Below are 20,787 nucleotides of genomic sequence, written 5' to 3' on the forward strand. Positions count from 1 at the left end.
CCCGCCAGGATATCGATTCGACCCAGCACCCAATCGAACGCGCGGTCAGCTCGCCCGCTGCTGCTCCGGCACTGGATTCCGGCGATATCGAGGAGGGATGCGCAGACCGCCATCCAGCAGGTGCCGGCCAATCGACTCACCAAAGAGCAAGCGGCAGGCTCCGCACGCCTACCTGACGCGTTGCCCGAGGCATTATTGCGGCTCAGCCCCGCCGAACGGTCCAGGGCCTGAAGCCTTCCCCCTCGCAGTCTTCCCCCTCGCCTGGGAAGTGTCGTAGCTGTGCAGGTAGTGATGCGAGATATCGCCAGGGGAAGACTCATATCCGCGCCCGCGGTCAGGCGTCGCCGTGCACTGCCGCCAGCTCTCCCCGTGAGCGGATGCCCAGCTTTGCGTAGATATTGGTCAGGTGGTACTGCACGGTCTTGGCGGAGATGAAGAGTTCGGCCGCGACTTCCCGGTTGGGCAGGCCTCGGGCCACCAATTGGGCGACGGCCTTCTCCTGTGGGGTCAGTTGGCTGTCCATTCGGTCGGCACGGCGGATATTGACACCGCCCGCTTTCATTTCACGGTCGCAACGGGTTACGTAGGTGCGTGCGTCCAGGGCGGCGAAGAGATCGCGGGCGACCGAGAGTTCCGCATCGGCTTCTCGGCGCTTTCCTGCGCGACGCAGAATTTGGCCGTAGGTGAAGCTCACCCGGGCTCGGTCGTAGCGAAGGGGCAGCCCCTCGAGCTGGTCGAGGGCACCGTTGAAGGCGTGACGGGCGCGATCGAGTTCGCCTCGGATACCAAGGAGATAGCCTCGTGCTGCGCCCAATCGGGCTTGCGCCGCGCGGCGTCCGAGATCGGCGGCGCGGCGTTCGTGCCGGGTCAGGAAGTTGTCGGCGTCGTCGTATCTGCCGACCGCGACAAGCGCGTTCGAATACATATCGGCCCACGGCCACTGGCCTGGGTCGTCGACCTCTCCCGCTGCCCATGCCTGGGTCATCGGCCGCAGTGCGCGCAAGACACCCGCGGGGTCCACGCTGGCCTCTGCCCAGTGCGCGTGTGCGAGATAGGAAGCTACACGCATGATTTCGTAGTCTTGTGGGCCGGAATCTGCGCGCCGCAGGGCGGTTCGGGCTTCGGCCCAGTCGCCGCGCGAGCAATGTATGGCCGCGGTGGTCCAGTGCAGGAGCGGGTCCGGTAAGACGATTCCGGTGCGATCGACCAGTTGTACGGTCTCGTGGACGGTGCGCAGCGCGTCGTCCCAATCGCCGGTGAGGAACTGGACTCGGGCCAGCCAGGCACCGGCCCACAGCGATATTCGTGTCGATCCGCCGAGAAAGGTTGTCGGAACCGAACTTTCGAGATCGGACCGGGCATCGTCGAACTCGTCGGCAAGCAGATGGTGCCAGCCGCGCCCCATGACGATGCGCTGCGCCTGCGCGCCCGTCCGAACCCGTTCGGACAGTTCGGCATAGGACCGCCGCGCCTCCTCGGTGTGGCCGTATGCCAGGCCGAGTCCCCGGATCGCCGCCGCCTCGAGGGCTGCTGGGCTGCCCGCCGCGACCAACCCCGCCGTTCTGTCCGCCCACGCCACGAGTTCGCTCGGTCGACAGCGGCACAGCGCGTGCAGGACGTACCTCTGACAGATCGATGCCGCGGCGTCCGGGTCGCGTTCGGCGTTGACCAGCTCCCAGGCGCGGGCGAGCCGTATCTCCGCCTCCGCGGGACGCCCTCGGACAATCGCCAGGTACCCCAGAACGGCATTGCGAAGTGGAGTTTCGCGCAGACTCTCCACCTCGGGAATCAGCGCGGTGGCATCGAAGACATCGCCCGCGCCGACCAGCGCGTCGACGGCTCGGGTGAGGCGTGTTTCGCGGAGCAGCCGGTCGTCGGTGAGTCGGCCCGCGTCCCGCAACAGTGACGCGGCGGTTCCCCACGCGCCTTCGGACGCGGCCGAGGCCGCCAAGGCGTCGAGGCGGTCGGCGAGTCCGGAGTCCGGGATCGGCGCGGCGGCCACCAGTAGGCGAAGCCGCCGCACCGGATCCTCGGTCAAGTCGGCCGCGCGACGCCGCAGGGCCGCCGTCGCGGCCGGGCCCATATCGGCGAGGACGGCTGCCCTGACCATAGGATTCACCGGGCCGATCGCTGTCAGGCCATGGGATCCGAGCTCCACCAGGTCCGCGGAGACCGCTTCGTCGACCGCGTCGAGCAGGCCGTCGTCGACCACGGCAAGCGCCGCGACATCCCGCAAGGGCGTCTGGGGTCCGAGAACGGCCGTCGATTCGACGATTCGGCGGGTTGTCGACGAACAACGACCGAGCGATTCGCGGACCCGGGCGGCCATCGCGGCCGGGGCCGGGAGATCGGGATCGAAGTCCGACCACACCTTCGGCGGCACCTCGGACAGCAACTGGTCGATCTCGCGGGTGACCCCACCGGTATGGCGGCACAAGCGCTCCGCCATCGACGGATGCAGGGCGATGCCGCGCCGCGCGGCGAGACGAATCACCTCCGCCGCGGTGAGTGGCTTCAGTGGGACAACGCTCGCCGCAACCCGTTGCAGGAGATCGAAAGTGGAGGGTGGAACACTCGGGTCCCCGGCGACCGTCCCCGCGACGACGAGCACGCGTGCGTCGGCATGGTGTCGGATGACCGAGGACAGCGCCTGGAGGGTCGACGCATCGGCCCAGTGCGCGTCATCGATGATCGCCAGGGTGGTGTCCTTCGATGTGGCGGCCAGTTGTCGCGCGATGTCAGCGGCTACCTCGACCGGATCTCCTGCGGGCACCGATCCCGGGATCAGTTGCCGCAGCACCCCATAGGAGTAGTCCCGTTCCCACGACGCGGCGGTCGACCACAGCACCGGGCCCTCGTGTGTATCGGCCAGCGTCCGCAGCAGCACGGTCTTCCCGGTCCCGGACCGTCCGGTAACCAGCACGATGCCCGAACCCAAGGAGTCGACCTGGCGTACGCGATCCACCAGGGTCGCCAGGGCGACCTGGTACACCACCGACGGGCCCGTTCCAGTCACTCCGTCACCGTAATCCTCGCGCGCGGCTTCGGCGCGCATCCCGCGCACCGCCACGACCGACCGGACGGTACCGCGCCATGCGAGCGCGGTACGTCCGGGTGGGCCGAATCAGCCCAGGTCCCCACCGGCGACCGGGAGGACGGTACCGGTGATGTAGGACGCCTCGTCCGAGGCCAGGAAGGTAATCGCGGCGGCTTGCTCGTCGAGGGTGCCGTAGCGCTTCATCAGGCTGGAGTCGAGGGTCTGGTCGATATGCGCCTGGAACCAGGTCCGTTCCTGGTCCGTCTCCAGCGGCGACCCGCCCCGCGAAATCCGTCGCGGCGGCGCCTCGGTCCCGCCCGGGGCGGTCGCGACCACGCGAATACCGGTGTCGGCGTACTCGAGGGCGAGCGATGCGGTCAGCGCGTTGATGCCGCCCTTCGCCGCCGAATACGGGATGCGGTGCACGCCACGCGTGGCGGCGGAGGAGACATTGACGATGACGCCACTGCCACGGGCTGCCATGGCGGGCAGCGTCGCGCGGCACGAGAACAGTGTTGTCATGAGCGACCGGGTGATCTCGGCCTGAATCTGGGTCGCGGAGAATTCGGTGAACGGTTTGAACCAGATAGCGCCACCGACATTGTTGACGAGTGCGTCGACGCGGCCGTATCGCTCGACCGCGTGAGACACCATGTGCTGCGCGCCTTCCCACGTCTCGAGGTCGGCGATGACCGCGACCGCCTCCTGGCCGTCCCGGGTGAGGTCGTCGGCCACCTGGTGCACCATGTCCGATCGATCGACCAGGACCACCGTGCCGCCTTCGGCGCTGATCCTTCGCGCGGTGTGCTCACCGATGCCCTGCGCGGCGCCGGTCACCAGGACGACCTTGCCGTCGAATCGACCAGGACTGAGGAATCGCGGCCGTCGCACCCGCGGCATGCGGGAGTCCAAGGTCGGCCAGATCGGCTGTCCCGCGATCTCGCGGGCGGACCCGGTCGGCAGCAACGGCTCGCCGGAATCCATGTCACGCATGGCATTTCCCGCCGACCACATCATCTGACCCGCGATCGCACGGATGGCGGTCGAGTCCTCCGGCGAACGTACATCCGCGCCGAGCGACTCGTGGAGTCCGGCCTCGAAGATCCGTTGACCCGCGATCGCCCGACCGTCGCTCCCCACGGCGGTCGGCTCTGTCACCACGCTCGCGGGCTCGGTGACCGGGATTGGCTGTGGCACAACCGTCGCCGCAGCGGGTGCTACCTGAGCGACCGTGGCCGGTTCGGTTACCTCGGCCGGGCTCGCCGCGCCCGACAGGGCGAACTTCTCGAAATAGAATCCGGCCGGATCGATACCGCGAGCGGTGAAGTCCTTCCGCACCGATTCGACCATCGCGGGAGGACCACACAGATAGACCACGGCATCGCCGCCATACAGGTGCTCGTCCCGGATCAGACTGGTGACGTACCCCTTGTCCGGAGCCGTACTGGCCGGGTCGGCGACACAGTAGCCCCACGTGAATCCCGGTATTCGAGAACTCAATTCGGCGATGGTGTCCATTTCGACGAGATCGTCGTCGGTGGAGACGCCATAGATCAGATGCACGGGCCGGGTCGACCCGGAGGCTTCCATGGTGCGCAGGATCGCGAGGATCGGGGCGAGCCCAGTGCCCCCGGCGAGCAACAGCACCGGGCGCTCGCTCTCGCGCAGGAAGAAGCTGCCGTTGGGGCCGGTGAAGGTGAGTTCATCGGACAGCGCTGCCCGCTCGGTGAGGTATTCGCTCATCACGCCGCCGGGCGTGAGCTTGATCAGAAAGGTCAGGCTCTTGTCATCCGGAGCATTGCTGAACGAGTAGGACCGGCTCTCGTCCGTGCCGGGCACCGCGATATTCACGTACTGGCCCGGCAGGAACGCGAGCTTGTCGCGATCGGCGATCTCCACGGTCAGGGCGACGGTCGTCGGAGACAACCGGTCCAGTCCGGTGATGGATCCGGTGTAGGTCGCGGATTGAGTCTTGGCCACCGCCGACGTACTGCGAATCTGCAGTACCAGATCGGATTTCGGTTTCATACTGCACGGCAGCACATAACCGGCGGCGGCCTCGTCCGCGGTCAGCGCGTCATCGATATAGGTGCCACCGTCGTAGGCACCGGACTCGCAGAACGCCTTGCAGGTGCCGCAGGCGCCGTCGCGGCAGTCCAGGGGAATGTTGATGCGCGCCCGGTACGAGGCGTCGGCCACGGTCTGGTCCGCGGCGCAGGTGATGAAGCGGGTGACGCCGTCCTCGAAGGACAAGGCGATCCGGTGAGTCATAACAGGCTCTCTCGCGGGCTCTCAGAAGTGGTAGACGTCGACGACATGGTGGATGTAGTCGTTCTTGAGCACCACAGTCTTGCGGCGAATCAGCGGAGCGGCACCGGAGAAGTCGATCGTGTAGAACGAGGTCCCGTAGTACGGGTCGACGGTCTTGTACCGGAAATACATGGTGTGCCAATTGAATCGGACATCCACGAGATCGCCGCGCCGCTCGATCACCTCGACATTGGTGATGTTGTGACTGGTCCGTGGCTCCGGAATCGAGGTGGCCGACGAGCGTTCGGTGCGGATGCGGAAGACCCGGTCCTCGAGGCCGCCCTTGTTCGGGTAGTAGATGAGCGAGATATCGGTCTGTGGGTCCTCGGTCAGCAGATCGTCGTCACCCCAGGACGGCATCCAATAGACGACGTCGTCGGCATAACACTCCAACCACTTCTCGAATTCGCGGTCGTCGAGGTAGCGGGCCTCACGGTAGAGGAACTGCTCGATGTCGTTGTGCGTGAGGAGCTTCGAGCCGGTGGATTCGGTGATGGCGGTCATGGATGGTTCTCCTCAGACGTCGGCGCGGTCGGGGTCGGACGAGTCGGCCGATCGTGCCTGCTCGCGCTCGACGGCCTCGTGCATCCGGGTCAGCCAGTACCCGTGTTGCACCGGGAAGAGCCCTTCGTCCTCGTTCTTCACACCGGCGGAGATGACGCCGTGCATACCGAGTGATTCGGCGACCGGGTCGGGGCCGGTGAGCCAGTGTTCGGCGCCGCGGCTCATATCGTTCCAGGGCGCCGCACCTGCGCGGAAGGTGAGCTGGCAGGACCGGAATTCCTCCAGATCGTCCGGGGTGGCCATGCCGGAGGCGTTGAAGAAGTCCTCGTACTGTCGGATTCGCCAGGCGCGAGCTTCGGCGCTCTCACCCTTGGGCGCGATGCAGTAGATCGTGACCTCGGTCTTGTCCGGTGCGATCGGGCGCAGGTGGCGGATTTGGGTGCTGAACTGATCCATCACGTACACGTTGGGATACAGGAGCAGGTTGCGCGAGCCCTTCACCATGAAATCGCCGCGCGCTTCGCCGAATTGGGCCTTGAGCTCGTCGAGTCGCGGCCACAGCGGCCGGTCCTGCGGATTGCCCGCCCAGGTCCACAGGCACAAATGCCCGTGTGGGAAGGACCAGTAACCGCCGCCGGATTTGCCCCACTGGCCCGCGTCGAGCGTCTTGGTGTCGTTCTTGGACGCGCCGGTGTTGCGGCGCGAGGTGGTGGCCGCGTAGTTCCAGTGGGTCGCGGTCACGTGATAGCCGTCGGCGCCGTTCTCCGCCTGGACTTTCCAGTTCCCGTCGAAGGTATAGGTCGAAGACCCGCGCACCACCTCCAGGCCCTCCGGCGACTGGTCGATGAGCATGTCCATGACCGCGGTGGTGTCGCCGAGGTGCTCGGCGAGACTCACGACATCGGGGTTCAGGCTGCCGAACAGGAATCCTCGGTAGCTCTCGAAACGGGCGACCTTGGTCAGATTGTGCGAACCATTCTTGTTGAACGACTCCGGATATCCCGCGTCCTCGGGGTCCTTGACCTTGAGCAGCGTGCCGTCGTTGCGGAAAGTCCAGCCGTGGAACGGACAGGTCAGGGTCATTCGATTATCGGTCTTGCGGCGGCAGATCATCGCCCCGCGATGCGCGCAGGCATTGATCATGCAGTGCAGTTGTCCGTCCTTGTCCCGGGTGATCACCACCGGCTGCCGCCCGATGTAGGTGGTGAGGTAGTCGCCCGGACTCGGAATCTGGCTCTCATGGGCCAGATACACCCAGTTGCCCTCGAAGATGTACTTCATCTCGAGTTCGAAGATCTCCTCGTCGGTGAAGATCCGCCGGTTCGCACGGAAGATTCCGGCTTCCCGGTCATCGATAACCGCATCGGCGAGCACGCGGCTCAGATGATCGAACGTACTGGTCATGGGTCCTCCAACGGCCTCGACGACTGCCTCTGGCGGTGCCGTCGGGCCGGAAATCGGCCCCTACCGGCAGTGGCATGTTCTGTCGATCGTGACAGGGTGTGACGCCAGTCACCCTGGGTGAATGCCCAGTGTCGACCAAGGGTGCAATTAATTGATCGTGCATATCAATTGGCGGGAAAATAGTATTTGTTCCGACTCAATATTCATATCTACCGTGACTCAATACGCATCGGTCTGTCGCGGTGAAGCGAAAGGAGGCTCGCACATGGAACTACGTCACCTGCGTTACTTCGCGACCGTCGCCGACACCAAACATTTCGGACGGGCCGCTGAGCGCCTGCATATGGCCCAGCCCGCGCTGTCCCAAGCGATACGGCAACTGGAAGCCGAACTCGGCGCGGCGCTGTTCACCAGGACGACTCGACAGGTCGCGCTGACACCCGCCGGGGAGTTCCTGCTCGGCGAGGCTCGCCGGGTCCTCGACACCGTCGAGGACGGCGTGCGCGGTGTCCGCCGTATCGCCGATGGCCACTTGGGCATGATTCGCCTCGGCGTCACGGGCACGGCCGCGCTGTCCCACCTGCCGCGGATCGCGCGTCGGCTGCAACGCGAATTGCCCAGTGTCGCATTGGAAATCGAATCCGACCTGCTCACCACCGAGCAGTGCGAACGGTTGTGCGCCGGCAGTCTGGACCTGGGTGTGCTGCGGCCGCCGCTCTCGGGCGACGGGCTCGAACTGCGGGTGCTGGAGGTCGAACCATTGGTCCTGGCCCTGCCGGTCGATCACCGGCTGGCCGTCGAGCCGGTGATCGCCATGGCCGATCTGCGCGCGGAGAACTTCATTACCTACGCGGGGCGCGGTTCGGTCATCAACGCGGCGGTCATGCGCAGCTGCCGCGCCGCCGGATTCACCCCCGACGCGACCCGTGACGCACGCGGTTCGGCGGTCATGCTCGCCCTGGTGGCGGGCGGTCTCGGGGTCGCGGTCGTGCCGGCCTCGACTCGAGTGCTGTCGCTGCCCGGCGTCGTCTTCCGCGAACTGGCCGATGCCGAGACGGTCGAACTGGCCTTGGCTTGGCGACGGGACGCCGAATCGCCGGTACTCGTCTCGGTGCTGGATGCCCTGGCCGGTGACCTCACAACCGACGAACAAGCCGTGGAGGCCCATTCATGAAAATCACGCGGGTGGAGGCGATTCCGTTCGCCATCCCATATCGCAAACCGCTGAAGTTCGCCTCCGGCGAGGTCCATACCGCCGAGCACGTGCTGGTGCGCGTCCACACCGACGACGGGATCGTCGGTATCGCGGAGGCCCCGCCCCGCCCCTTCACCTACGGCGAAACCCAGGACGGGGTGATCGCCGTGGTCCGCAAGATTTTCGCACCGCAACTGATCGGCCTGAGTCTGCTCCAGCGCGAAGCCATCCACGCCCGCCTGTCCCGCACCGTCGGTAATCCGGTCGCCAAGTCCGCCGTCGACATGGCCGTATGGGATGCGCTCGGTCGTAGTCTCAACCTCCAGGTCACAGAGCTGCTGGGCGGTTTCACCGACCGTATGCGGGTATCGCACATGCTCGGCTTCGACGAGCCGGCCGCCATGGTGGCCGAAGCGGAGAAGATGCGCGACCGCCACGGCATCACCACCTTCAAGGTGAAGGTCGGTCGGCGGCCCGTCGATCTGGATATCGCGGTGGCGCGTGCGCTGCGCGAAGCCCTCGGCGACACCATCGAGCTGTACATCGACGGCAACCGCGGATGGACCGCCTCGGAGTCCGCGGTGGCCATGAAACGGATGGCGGACCTGAATCTGCTCTTCGCCGAGGAACTCTGCCCGGCCGATGACGTACTGGGACGCCGATGGCTGGTGTCGCAGCTCGATATCCCGTTCATCGCCGACGAGTCGGTGCCCACACCGGCGGATGTGACCCGCGAGGTGCTCAGTGGCTCCGCCACCGCGATCAGCATCAAGACCGCGCGTACCGGATTCACTGTCTCCCAACGCGTTCATCATCTCGCCGAAGGGCTCGGCCTCGAAATCGTGATGGGTAATCAGATCGACGGTCAGCTCGGTTCGATGTGCTCGGTCGCCTTCGGCGCCGCCTACCAGCTCACCGCACGCCGGGCCGGTGAACTGTCGAACTTCCTGGATATGAGCGACGACCTGCTCACCGAGCCGCTCGATATCCGCGGCGGTGAACTCACCATCCGCCCCGGCGCTGGACTCGGGGTCGACATCGACCCCGACAAGCTCGCCCGCTACCGGCAAGACCACTGAAACATTCAGCCCCCAACTGAATACGGCAAGGAATCAAAGGAGAATCCGATGAACGCCAGCACTACCGTCGCCGCGACAGCCGCCGACTCGGGAGCCCGCGCCACCGAGCGCTTCAAGAGCGATAAGACCATTGCCGCGACAGGCACCTCGCAGGAGCGGGTGGATCTGCTCGCCCGCGAGGTGCTCGATGCGGTGTACGGCACGATCCGCAAGCACAAGCTCACCTACGCCGAATACAACGCCGTCAAGGCGTGGCTGATCGGTGTCGGTCAGGACGGCGAATGGCCGCTGTTCCTCGACGTGTGGGTGGAGCATGTGGTCGAACAGGTCAACACCGAACACCGGCACGGCAGCAAGGGCACCATCGAAGGCCCCTACTATGTGCCCGGCGCACCCGAGATCGGCTCCAGCGGTTCGGTTCCCATGCGCGACAACGAATCCGGCACGCCGCTGGTGTGGACGGGCCAGGTCACCTCGACCGACGGCACCGCGCTGGCAGGGGCCACTATCGAACTCTGGCATGCCGATTCCGATGGGCTGTACTCGCAGTTCGCTCCTGGCCTGCCCGAGTGGAATCTGCGCGGAATCTTCACCACTGATTCCGAGGGCCGCTTCGATATCCACACCATGCGCCCCGCGCCGTACCAGATTCCGACCGACGGCGCGTGCGGCAAGCTGATCGCCGCCGCCGGTTGGCATGCGTGGCGGCCCGCGCACCTGCACGTGAAGGTGTCCGCCCCCGGCCACGAACTGCTCACTGCGCAGCTGTACTTCCCTGGCGACCAGCACAATGACGACGACATCGCCTCGGCGGTCAAGCCTGAACTCATGCTCGACCCGCGACCGGCAGCGGATGGCGGCCAGACCGTCGCCTACGGCTTCGTTCTCGATCCCGCCTGAGATTTCCAGCGCTCGAACACTTTTCGCTCGAGGAGACCCACCCATGCTCTTCCATGTACGGATGGACGTGCACCTTCCGCACGACCTTCCCGCCGACTCCCGCGCCGAGATCGTCGCCAGGGAAAAGGCGTACAGCCAGCAATTGCAGCGAGCCGGAAAATGGCCGCAGCTGTGGCGGATCGTGGGGGAGTACTCGAACTACTCGATCTTCGACGTCGACTCGACCGACGAACTGCACGAGATCCTCTCCGGGCTACCGCTGTTCGGGTACATGACCATTAAAGTCACGCCGCTGGCGACACACCCGTCCAAGATCTGACGGCAGACCAGAGACAGACTGTGTCGATTCTCGCGACCGAGTTCGCTCCCATCGGATTCTCCGATCGCGGAACCGGTCCCGCCCTGGTGTTCGTCCACGGATTCCTGTTCGAAAAGCGGATGTGGCAGCCCCAGATCGACTACTTCGTCCCACGCGGATACCGAGTGATCTGTGTCGATATGGTCGGCTTCGGCGACAGCGCCACCGCTGCCGACATTGTGCTGATGGCCGTCCATTCACGAGCCGTGGCCGCGGTATTGGACGCCTGCTCGGTCGACTCCGTGGTGCTGATCGGCAACTCGATGGGCGGCCAGGTCGCCCCGGATTTCGCCGACCGGCGTCCGAAACAGGTTGCGGCCGTGGTTCTCTCCGACACCTTCGTCGGCCTCGATCCGGACCAGGGCCGGGCCGCACGCCTGGCTCTGCCGGATCGCTTGGCGAACGAGGGCGTGCGCGACTATACGGAGGAATTTCTCCCGCTGGTGCTGAGCGAGCGGAGTGTGCGGGAACGACCGGCGGTCGCGGACCGCGCCCGCGCGATGATGGCCGATGCTGACCCGGCGGGAGCCGCCGCCGCACTGCGTGGTCGCGCGCTGCGGTCCGATTACACCGGCAATGCCCGCCGGGTGAGTGTCGCGGCGCTGGTCGTGGTCGGTGCGGAAGACTCGTTCGATCGCGGGGTGCTCGGCACCGAACTGGCCGAGAACCTTTCCCAGTCCCAGCTGAGGGTCATCGCCGAAGCCGGTCACACCCCGAGCATGGAGGGGCCCGACGCGTTCAACACCACATTGTCGGAATTTCTGTACTCGGTTCCCTTTGTGAACCGTCTGGCAGAACGCGGTATTGACGGCGGCCCAGATTTCGCAGTTGGCTGAGGATATCCGCAAGCGCGGGTCTGCCGGCCGATCGCGATTCGCGCATCGCCGAGACTCCGATCGGTTCCTCCGCGCTGCGACGTCGATTGGAACCCTGGGCGGGGCGTGGGCAGTGTGCCGGCTGCCGCGCGTTTCGGCCAGCGTCCGCGCGAAGTGGGCAGTCCAGCCCCCGGCGACGCCGTAGCGTTCCGGCAGCGCGTCAGCCGACAGCGGACCTGACCCGCGGCTGCCATACCCAGCGCCCTGCAGACCCTGACGACGTGATCCGCCCATTCCGAAGGCGGCAGTAGAAGGAGACCGGAAATATGGTCACGAAACCGACGGCGGACCTGCTGGTGCAGGCAAGTACGGTGCACACCATGGACCCGGCTTCCGCGCCGGTGACCGCCCTCGCCGTGCGCGACGGCATGATCGTCGCCGCGGCGGGGCCCGACGGTGTACACGACCTGCTTGCCACCTGGCGCGGTCCGAAGACCGTCGTCCTCGACGAGCCGGGGTTGGTTGTGCTTCCGGCGTTCGTCGATACACACAACCACCTGATGATTACGGCCTCTGACGTTCTCGGGGTTCCGGTATCCGAAGCCCGCGACATCTCCCAGCTCGTCGGTCTCGTCCGCGAGCGAGCCGAGCACACTCCGTCCGGGCAATGGGTCGTCTCCGGGGCGGCTTGGCATGAACTGCAGCTGGCCGAGCGTCGGCTGCCCACTGCCGCCGAGCTCGACGGCGCCACCACCGACCACCCGGTGCTCGTTCTGCGAGGCGGTCACAACGGAGTGCTCAACACGGCCGGCCTGCGCGCGGCGGGCATCGACCGAGACACCCCGGACGTGCCCGGCGGCTTCATCGTGCGCGACCCGGCCGGCCATCCGACCGGGTGGGTGCAGGGCGGAGCGCTCGTCGGCGTGCAGAAGCTATTGCCCCCGCTTCCCGAAGTAGAACTGGCGGCAGGCCTGGCCCAGACGGCGGCGCGGTACGCCGCCCATGGACTCGGTACCGTGCGCGACCCAGCGATAACACCGTCGGAATGGCGCACCTATGTCAAGGCGCAGGCCGTCGGGCAGTTGTCCGTCCGTAGCCACGCCATGATCTTCTCCCCACGGGAGGCCATCGAGGCCGCAGGATCGATCGACGCCTACCTGGACTTCCTCGAGGAGGAGGGGATCAAGCCGGGCGTCGGCGACGGGCTTCTGCGCATGTGGGGCTTGAAGTTCGTGCTCGACGGCGGTGTAGAGGCGGCCGCACTGGAGCAGCCCTACGCCGACCGGCCCGACTACTACGGCGAGCTCAAATGGAGTCGGGATGATCTCACCCACGCGCTGGCGACCTGCGTACAACGAGGCTGGCCGGTCGGCATCCACGTGATGGGAGACCGAGGCATCGCCCTGCTCCTCGACGCGATCCGCGAGGTCTCCGAACAGATCGGCCCCATTCCCGCGGGGACGCTCGTGATCGAACACGGTGGCCTCATCGCCGACCGTATCGGCGACGCCGTCGCGCTGGGCGTGCACATCACTGCCCAACAGGCGTTGCTGGACGGGCTCGGCCAAGCCCTGATCAGCGCGTGGGGTACGGAACGGACCGCCGCGCTGTTCCCCTGGCGCAAGCTCGTCGATTCCAGGGTCTGTGTCAGCGCTGGCACCGACCACCCCATCGGTCCGCTCAACCCCATGCGTGCGATCCACGGCATGACGACCCGGGAGACTCCGGCTGGATTGCTCGGCCCGGAACACGCCATCGGCCGCGCGGAAGCGGTGCGCCTCTACACCGTCGCCGGAGCTCGGCTGCTCGGTGCTCCCGCGACCGGAACGCTCGCGCCCGGTTCTCCGGCCGACCTGGCGATCTACTCCGCAGATCCGTTGACCTGCCCGGATGCCGAGCTGTTCGAGCTCACCCCTGCCGTCACGGTGGTGGCAGGCCGACTCGCGTACCGCAGAGAGTGACCGAACGCATAGCTCGACCACTTTGCCTGACGATCCGTTACCCACACTTTCCCGAGACAATGGAGTTCACTCATGCCATACCTGGAACACGCCGACGCGAGAATCTTCTTCACCGACGAGGGATCCGGGCCGGTCACCCTGATGCTGGTGCATGGGCTCGGAAGCGATTCGAATGACTGGAACTGGGTGGTACCGCTGCTTCGCGACCGGTACCGCGTCGTGACGTTCGACCTGCGTGGGCACGGCCACTCGAGCTCGTCCGGAGGTTCCACGCTCGCTGACTTCGCATACGACGCCCTCGCGATCGCCGACCGTATCGGCTGTGAGCGTTTCGTGCCGATGGGGCACTCGCTGGGCGGGGCGATCGCCGCCCACCTCGCCGTCGAGCATCCGGACCGCGTACAGGCCGTCATCGAAGTCGACGCGGCGTACGCGCTGCCATCGTTCGTGGTCGATCTGTGGGAGGCTGAACGCGCCCAGTGGCTCAACAAGAAAGCCAAGCTCCCGGACTTCTTCTTCACCTCACCGGTGATGCAGCCATTCCTGATGACCTGGCTGGCTCGACGCGTTGAGAGTATGGACCCTGTCTCCTTCTGGGCCGCCTATGACGGCCTCGCGAGGGGCCCGGAACGGATGTACCTCGCGTCGCCCGAGGCCGAGGCGTACCTCCGGCGCCGCGCCTGCCCGGTACTGTCGATTTCAGCCTTGCCGGGGCGCGCCGAATGGGAGACGCCACTGTTCAACCATCCAGCCTCGCGCGCGCTGGGATGGGAAGGCTCGTCGCACTACCTACACCTGGAGCGTTATCGCGAGATGGCGGCGGTGGTGTCGGGCTGGGTAGACGCATTGACGGTGCAGGGCGCGCTCCCGGCTGGCGCCGCGGAAACAGCCAGCGCACCATGAGCACCGCAGGAGCCCCATTGCTGTCCCATGAATGCTGAGGGCTGCAGCGCGACCGACTGACCAAAGGTACCGATCGGGAGGCTGCGCCGGGTGGCGCTCGCCCGGGGTGCGTGCCGGTTTGAAGCTGCGAGGTGTCTTCGGATCTTTACGTCTGAGTGTGGACACTTTGGACACTGGACCTCGAGGGCGTTGCGAGAGACGGAATCGGCGTAAGACGATAACTGGGTCAGCACTGTGCGGCGGAGCGGGCAGCAGGCTGGTCCCGGCAGGCGTCATAAGCTGCCTGGCTCCCCTCAGTTCTAGGCCCGATCCGAGCGCTGGAGACGGAGCGGAAGGTCTTGCGGCGGGCCCGAAGACCTCTGCTGGGCCGCCGCTGCCATGACGGCTCAGGTCCGCAGCGTTGTCGACGGCAGCTGACCGTAGCGACGCTGGTAGTCGCGGGCGAAACGGCCCAGGTTACAAAAGCCCCATTCGTAGGCGATCTGTGCCACGTTCGTTCCGCTGTGCGGGTCGGCCTGCGCTAGCGCCTCGTGCGCGCGTGCCATCCGGACGTCGCGGACGAACTCCATCGGCGTCATGTCCAGATGCCTTCGGAACCCCTCCTGAAGGGTGCGTGGACTCAGGGAGGCGGCCGCCGCCAGCACCGCCACCGACAGTTCGGCTTCGGGTTCCCGCTCGACGAGTTCCATCACTTTGCGTAGTCCCCGCGGCAGTACACTGCCGGGCAGACCTCCTTCGTCGGCGTCCACCACGGGATGGGTGCCCACGAGCGTCGCGGCCAGCATCCGGGTGAGCTGCGACGTCAGCAGCGGGGAGCGGGTGAACTGGCCCTGCTCGGTTGCCTCGTGCCGAAGCAAGGCGACGACGGCGAGCCAGCTGCGGGCGGCCGCCGGCGTCAACGGTCCTCCCAGTCCGAATCTGACGGTACCGCCGGACGCCAGTCCGGCCGACTCTCCGGCCTCGTCCACGAGATGACGGGGCAGCCTGACGGTCTGCAGTCGGCAGCCTGCCTCCGAGCTCAGGGAGAACGGGCGGTACGGGTCGATAGCCACGGAGTCGCCGACGGTCAGCGTCCGCTCCGTCCGCCCTGACCTGATCGTCAGAGCACCGCGCAGGGGCGAGGAGACCAGGACACAGTTCCCGAGCGGCGTTGGTTCGACCTCGACGTCGGCGCCGTAGGACAGTTGGTGAAGGGCGACCTCGCCGAGAAGGGCCTCCGTCTGCACCGCATGGAACTCCACCGGCCGGCGGATCACGGTGAGCTCGTGCGGGCAGTAGCTGGCCGCGACGCGGGTCTGCGCCTCAACGAGATCACGTGTATCGAGGAGCGTCCGCGCCCGAGTCGACATCTGCATCTTTCTCACCTGCGTCCTGTGGCTAGTTTCCGCGTATTGGGGCCGTAGCACAAGATCGTGCTGTTCTACGGTGGCGCGACAAGACAGCGAGACCGGTCCGTGGCATCCGCGGACCCCAAGGGGCTCGCGCATGAGGCGAGGAGCTTGCATGACCACCTTCGTCCTGGTTCACGGATCGTGGCACGACGGCGCACTGTGGAAACCGGTGATCGACAGACTCGAAGAGTTGGGCCACACTGCGTACGGCCCGACGATCGCGGGGCACGGAAAGGGCGTCGACAAGGCGGTGGAGCACGATGACTGCGTGGCCTCGATTGTCGATTTTATCAACGGCGAGGGCCTCACTGACATCGTCCTGCTCGGCCATTCCTTCGGCGGCACCGTGATCGCCAGGGTCGCGGAGGAGATCCCTGAGCTGATCAGCAGACTGATCTTCTGGAACGCGTTCGTGCCCCAGCCGGGCAACTCCCTGCTCGACGAGGTTCCCCCGCATTACCGCGCCCTGTTCACGAAGTTGGCGGCTGAGTCCGACGACAACACCGTGACAATGCCGTTCCCGATCTGGCGGGAGGCGTTCATCCAGGACGTCGATCTCGAGACCGCCAGGAGTACGTACGCGCAATTGTCGTCGGAGCCGTTCCAGCCGTTCGTGGACAAGCTCGATCTGACCCGGTTCTACGGTCTCGAGACGCCGAGGTCCTTCCTGAACGGCACCGAGGACATCGCCCTCCCTCCCGGGGAGTGGGCCTGGCACCCACGCATGTCCAGCCGCCTCGGGACGTACCGGCTCGTTCAGATTCCCGGCAGCCACGAGGTGATGCTCAGCAACCCGACCCTTCTCGCCGAGAAGATCGTCGAGGCCGGACGGCCCTGATCCACGGCCTACCGCGCGCGGGCTGTACGCCTGATGCAGTCCTGACAGGTACAGGCGGGTACAGCGAGCGGAACTCATCTATTGACTATATTCGACGATCGTCAATAGCGCGTCATAAAGGCTGCCTGCCCTGAAGTCCCAGGAAGAACTCTAACGAACGTCGCGCCCTCCGCGGGGCATCAAGAACGCTGGCATCGTTGTCCACGACGCGATGGAAACCAGTTTCCACTAGCGGGCTGTTTCCAGTGTTCCGACTCCGCGAAGGTCGGCGACCGGACCGGAGTCTTGTGTGGATCGGGTTGCCGAGATGACTATGGTCCGAGGGTCGGTCGTAAATATTGACACATATTGACGACGGTAACTAACGCGGTATATAACGGGTTTGTCCCGTGTGCGCACCAAACACCGGAACGGATGGAGCCGATCTATGAAACCCGACCCCTCCAAGCACCAGCCGCGCGATTGGACGGATCGTCGATGACGCGAACAATGTCGACATCAGCCATCTTCACGGCGGCGATCACCCTATCGTCGGCCGAGCCCGAGTACTTCGACCTCGCCTTCACCGCTACCACGCAGCCCTGTCCGTGGCCCAAGGCGTACGGCGGTGATCTGGTGGCCCCGGCCGCCGCGGCGGCCATGCGATCGGTGACGGATGGCAAGACGCTGCACTCGATGCACAGCTACTTTCTGCGCCCGGTCGACATCGGCGCGAGCGTCCGCTACGAGGTGGAGGTGTTGCGCGACGGCCGCGGTTACAGCACTCGGCAGGTGCGCGGTTATCAGAACGGCAAGCCGGTCTATGTGTGCCTGACCAACTTTGCCGCTGGCGAGCCGAGCGAGACATTCGCGGCGGATCTGACCATCGCCGTTCCCGATCCCGAGGATCTGCCGAGCGCGGCGGACTACCTCACCGACCGCAGCGGTGGGGCGATGACCGCTGAATCGAAGGCCTACTGGTCCGGTGGTCGCAGCTTCGACATACGTCATGTACCTGGTCCGGTGTACCTGGCAGTCGAGGGGGAGCGTATCCCGCACCAGGCGGTGTGGGTGAAGCCGTTCGACCCATTGCGGCCAGTCGACGGGTTGACGGACGCGCAGCGGGATCTGGCCGCGCTGGCCTACGTCTGCGACTACACGATCCTCGAGCCGATTCTGCGAGTACTCGACCTCTCATGGGCCAAGCCGTCGCTGGTTACTGCCAGTCTGGACCACGCGATGTGGTTCCACCGTGCAGGGGAGGTCGGAGACTGGCTGCTGTACGTCCAGGAGGCGGTAGCCGTGGAAAACGGACGCGGTCTGGCCACGGGACGGTTCTTCACCCGCGATCGTCGTCACCTGGCCACGGTGGCCCAGGAAGGGATGATCCGAGACTTCTGACCGGTGGTCATGGTCGGCGACCTGGGTAGCGGTGGCTGTCGTGGGACGGTCACCATCACCCGGGATCGTCGGCGTTGGCATGCACCGACAGCGCGAGTGGCAACTCAACGAATGCGTCGCGACCAGCGAGCGTCATACGGTCAGCTTCTCGATGCGGGGCGCAGCCGGTTCATGACGGTGTCGCGACCGCAGTGCAATCCGACATTGCCCGGAACGATTCTCTTCCGACCACATAGTGAGGGTGCGCAACTCGTTCGCGCGGCGGCAGACGCAAGATTGGGCCGAACCGACATGCCACGACGCGTGCTGTCAGGTCGGGACAAGTATGAGCAAGGCTCTCGGTGTAGTGCTCGTCGAGCAACACCCTGCCCACAGACCGTGTGGGCACGGTGTGAGCGCGGTCGAGGCGAGCTCGTGTCCAATGCCGATGTGGTCGAGTCCCCGCATCTTCCGGTGGCACACCGACCCGCCCACGCACCAGCGGGCGCAATACGTCCAGAACAGTTGGGTGGTGCGTACTTCGAGCGACGAGCCCGATCAGCGTCCCCGCGCGGCGATGCCACAGCGATGCGATGCGCAGCGCGGTCAGCGCGGAACCGGGACGCGTCAGCGCCGCAGGCCCGTAGGTGCCTGAAGATCGCCATGAGTAGCCGATCGGTGAGGGTGTCGGTGGCGCACCCGCGGGTTTTCGCTGGAGGCGGGGGACCGGCGGGTGCCCGAGAGTCCTAGGCGCGTCGGTAGCCGACGAGGATCGAGTCGTCCACGTCGGGCAGATTGACGACGATATTGTCCGGGGTCCGGGTGGTCAGCCAGATCAACTCCTCGGTGGTGCTCATATTCACTTCGACGTGCGGCATGAAAGGCGGCACGAAAACGAAGTCCCCGGCCTTCATGTCGATGTATTCCTGGTAGTTCTCGCCGAAGTAGATTCGGGCGATGCCGGTGAGGACGTAGCCACCGGTCTCTGCCTCGCCGTGGTGGTGGGGGAGCGAGCGATAGCCGGGCGCGTTGGTCACCTTGCCGTACCAGATCTTGGTGGCGGGGGTGTGCTGCGGGCCGACGCCGGACACGCGCACGCAGCCGCCCGACTGAGCGGTCTCGGTGTCTTCTTCGCCGGCCTTGGTCACTACCGGTACGGCAGTGGTATCGAGGATTTCGCTGGACATCTTCTGTTTCCTTTCTGGCCCGCTGAACGGGATGGGTGGGTTACCGGACGATGTGGTTGCGCAGCAGGCCGATTCCCTCGATCTCCGTTTCGACGATGTCGCCCGGGCGGAGGAAGCGGGGCGGTTCGGCCGCTGTGCCGACGCCGCCGGGAGTTCCGGTCAGGACCAGGTCGCCGGGGCGCAGCGCGGTGAACTCGGAGATGTAGGACAGCAGCGCCGCCGGATCGAACAGCAGATCGTCGGTGGAACCGATCTGCTCCTGCACGCCGTTGACGCGGCAGACGATCCGCAGTCCGGTGCTCGGATCCACTTCGTCGGGTGTGACCAGCTCGGGACCCAGCGGTGTGGTGGCGTCGAAGGTCTTGCCCTGTAGCCACTGCGACGTCCGGCGCTGCCAGGCGCGCACGGAGAAGTCATTGGCGACGGTGTAACCGGCGATGCCCGCCTGGGCTGTTTCGCGGTCCGCATGCCGCAGCGTGGCTCCGACGACGACCGCCAGTTCGGCCTCCCAATCGAGGCCCACCGCCTCGGCGGGGCCGGGCAGCGCGATCTCGGCGTCCCATGTGGTGAGGGTGTCGGCGAACTTGGCGAACAATGTCGGGAACGCGGGTTCCGGGCGGTCCATCTCGGCTATGTGAGCGCGATAGTTGTGGCCGCAGCACAGGATTTTGCGAGGCGCGGTGACAACCGGTGCCGACCGCTCGAAGGCGGCAGGTTCGAGCCGATCGGAGTAGACCCGGTCGCGCCAGTCCGAGGTGGTGAGCAGAGCTCCTACGTCGGCACTGTCGGTCCGATGCCACCGGCCGTCGACGCCGACTTCGGCACGGCTCTCGCTATCGGCTGTGAGAACTGTTCGCAATCGCATCGCAGGGCGCTCCCGAGGGTTATCGGATCTCCGGGTAGTGGGACCGGAGAAGAGTTACACAGTATCTATCGCTTAATCTTGACGATAGTAATGATTGGACCATACTGTGGTGGGAGCCGCGGTGTCCAGAAATTCGGCTCGCGGACCCTGCGAGTCCCGTCCGAGAGGAAGTGCTATGCCTGTTCAGCGAGTAAATCCCGCCGAGTTGGCGAAACCGTCCGGGTTCGCTCACGCGACGCGCTATGGCGAGGTGGTTCATCTCGCCGGGCAGACGGCGCTTACGGCCGAAGGCAAGATCGTGGAGGGCGGGATCGTTGCCCAGTTCCGGCAGTCGTTCACGAACGTGCTCACGGCGCTGGAGGCCGCCGGAGGTCGACCGGAGGATCTGCTCAGTGTCACGATCTACCTGCTGGATATCCCCGACTACCAGGCCAATGGCAAAGAGATCGGCCGGATTTGGCGGGAATTGGCGGGTGTCGAGTATCCGGCGATGGCCGGTATCGGCGTCACTTCGCTGTGGCAGCCGGAGGCGCTGATCGAGATCCAGGCTGTGGCCGCCGTGGGTGCTGGGAATGCGTGAATGACGGTCCCCGGCGAGGTGCGGTGCGGCCGCACTGCCGTATTTCTGTCAACTAGATTGCGATCGTCAATAGTAAACAATAAGGGCCGTAATATCCGATA

General features: G+C 65.9%; 17 protein-coding genes. 10 read left to right on the forward strand and 7 right to left on the reverse strand.

Annotation, left to right across the window (positions count from 1 at the left end; all coding sequences use genetic code 11):
• Positions 1–334: 334 nt before the first annotated feature.
• The 4 genes from ACIBI6_RS03935 to benA all read right to left on the reverse strand — a co-directional run bounded on the left by ACIBI6_RS03935 (position 335) and on the right by benA (position 7,255).
• Positions 335–3,016, reverse strand: a complete 2,682-nt coding sequence (locus ACIBI6_RS03935; protein WP_396955219.1) for a LuxR C-terminal-related transcriptional regulator — start codon at positions 3,014–3,016, stop codon at positions 335–337.
• 108 nt (positions 3,017–3,124) lie between these two features.
• Positions 3,125–5,308, reverse strand: coding sequence for a benzoate 1,2-dioxygenase electron transfer component BenC (gene benC, locus ACIBI6_RS03940; protein ID WP_396955220.1), 2,184 nt, complete (start codon positions 5,306–5,308; stop codon positions 3,125–3,127).
• Between the two features lie 21 nt (positions 5,309–5,329).
• A complete protein-coding gene (gene benB / locus ACIBI6_RS03945; protein ID WP_396955221.1) occupies positions 5,330–5,851 on the reverse strand; it encodes a benzoate 1,2-dioxygenase small subunit in 522 nt (173 codons plus the stop codon).
• Between the two features lie 12 nt (positions 5,852–5,863).
• Complete coding sequence (gene benA, locus ACIBI6_RS03950) at positions 5,864–7,255, reverse strand: benzoate 1,2-dioxygenase large subunit (protein ID WP_396955222.1); 1,392 nt, start codon at positions 7,253–7,255, stop codon at positions 5,864–5,866.
• A 265-nt stretch (positions 7,256–7,520) separates the two neighbouring features.
• On the opposite strand from benA, the gene ACIBI6_RS03955 reads away from it, so the two are divergent.
• The 7 genes from ACIBI6_RS03955 to ACIBI6_RS03985 all read left to right on the forward strand — a co-directional run bounded on the left by ACIBI6_RS03955 (position 7,521) and on the right by ACIBI6_RS03985 (position 14,466).
• On the forward strand, positions 7,521–8,429 hold the full coding sequence (locus ACIBI6_RS03955) for a LysR substrate-binding domain-containing protein (protein WP_396955223.1): 909 nt from the start codon (positions 7,521–7,523) through the stop codon (positions 8,427–8,429).
• Positions 8,426–9,529 (forward strand): mandelate racemase/muconate lactonizing enzyme family protein, encoded by a 1,104-nt coding sequence (locus ACIBI6_RS03960; protein WP_396955224.1) that lies wholly within the window; start codon positions 8,426–8,428, stop codon positions 9,527–9,529. Before ACIBI6_RS03955 ends, ACIBI6_RS03960 begins: the two co-directional genes overlap by 4 nt.
• Positions 9,530–9,577: 48 nt before the next feature.
• Positions 9,578–10,429, forward strand: coding sequence for a catechol 1,2-dioxygenase (gene catA, locus ACIBI6_RS03965; RefSeq protein WP_396955225.1), 852 nt, complete (start codon positions 9,578–9,580; stop codon positions 10,427–10,429).
• A gap of 43 nt (positions 10,430–10,472) precedes the next feature.
• Positions 10,473–10,748 (forward strand): muconolactone Delta-isomerase, encoded by a 276-nt coding sequence (gene catC, locus ACIBI6_RS03970; RefSeq protein WP_396955226.1) that lies wholly within the window; start codon positions 10,473–10,475, stop codon positions 10,746–10,748.
• 20 nt (positions 10,749–10,768) lie between these two features.
• Entirely contained in the window at positions 10,769–11,623 is an 855-nt protein-coding gene (locus ACIBI6_RS03975) for an alpha/beta fold hydrolase (protein ID WP_396955227.1), read from the forward strand.
• 305 nt (positions 11,624–11,928) lie between these two features.
• Positions 11,929–13,563 (forward strand): amidohydrolase, encoded by a 1,635-nt coding sequence (locus tag ACIBI6_RS03980; protein WP_396955228.1) that lies wholly within the window; start codon positions 11,929–11,931, stop codon positions 13,561–13,563.
• Between the two features lie 72 nt (positions 13,564–13,635).
• Positions 13,636–14,466: an alpha/beta fold hydrolase gene (locus ACIBI6_RS03985; protein ID WP_396955229.1), complete on the forward strand. Its 831-nt coding sequence runs from the start codon at positions 13,636–13,638 to the stop codon at positions 14,464–14,466.
• Between the two features lie 386 nt (positions 14,467–14,852).
• Here ACIBI6_RS03985 and ACIBI6_RS03990 read toward each other — a convergent pair whose 3' ends face one another.
• Positions 14,853–15,821 (reverse strand): AraC family transcriptional regulator, encoded by a 969-nt coding sequence (locus tag ACIBI6_RS03990; RefSeq protein ID WP_396955230.1) that lies wholly within the window; start codon positions 15,819–15,821, stop codon positions 14,853–14,855.
• A gap of 148 nt (positions 15,822–15,969) precedes the next feature.
• On the opposite strand from ACIBI6_RS03990, the gene ACIBI6_RS03995 reads away from it, so the two are divergent.
• Both ACIBI6_RS03995 and ACIBI6_RS04000 read left to right on the forward strand, forming a co-directional pair.
• Positions 15,970–16,695 carry an alpha/beta fold hydrolase gene (locus tag ACIBI6_RS03995; protein WP_396955231.1) on the forward strand — a complete coding sequence of 242 codons (726 nt, stop codon included), beginning with the start codon at positions 15,970–15,972 and terminating at the stop codon, positions 16,693–16,695.
• A gap of 477 nt (positions 16,696–17,172) precedes the next feature.
• Positions 17,173–18,075, forward strand: coding sequence for an acyl-CoA thioesterase (locus tag ACIBI6_RS04000; RefSeq protein WP_396955232.1), 903 nt, complete (start codon positions 17,173–17,175; stop codon positions 18,073–18,075).
• Between the two features lie 725 nt (positions 18,076–18,800).
• On the opposite strand, the gene ACIBI6_RS04005 is transcribed toward ACIBI6_RS04000, so the two are convergent.
• Together ACIBI6_RS04005 and ACIBI6_RS04010 are read right to left on the reverse strand one after the other, a co-directional pair.
• Positions 18,801–19,241: a cupin domain-containing protein gene (locus ACIBI6_RS04005; protein ID WP_396955233.1), complete on the reverse strand. Its 441-nt coding sequence runs from the start codon at positions 19,239–19,241 to the stop codon at positions 18,801–18,803.
• Between the two features lie 40 nt (positions 19,242–19,281).
• Positions 19,282–20,106, reverse strand: a complete 825-nt coding sequence (locus ACIBI6_RS04010; RefSeq protein WP_396955234.1) for a fumarylacetoacetate hydrolase family protein — start codon at positions 20,104–20,106, stop codon at positions 19,282–19,284.
• A 175-nt stretch (positions 20,107–20,281) separates the two neighbouring features.
• Between ACIBI6_RS04010 and ACIBI6_RS04015 the strand changes: the two genes are divergently transcribed.
• On the forward strand, positions 20,282–20,686 hold the full coding sequence (locus tag ACIBI6_RS04015) for a RidA family protein (protein WP_396955235.1): 405 nt from the start codon (positions 20,282–20,284) through the stop codon (positions 20,684–20,686).
• The last annotated feature ends 101 nt before the right edge of the window (positions 20,687–20,787 follow it).

It is taken from the genome of Nocardia sp. NPDC050412 (assembly GCF_044458825.1).
Classification (GTDB): Bacteria; Actinomycetota; Actinomycetes; order Mycobacteriales; family Mycobacteriaceae; genus Nocardia.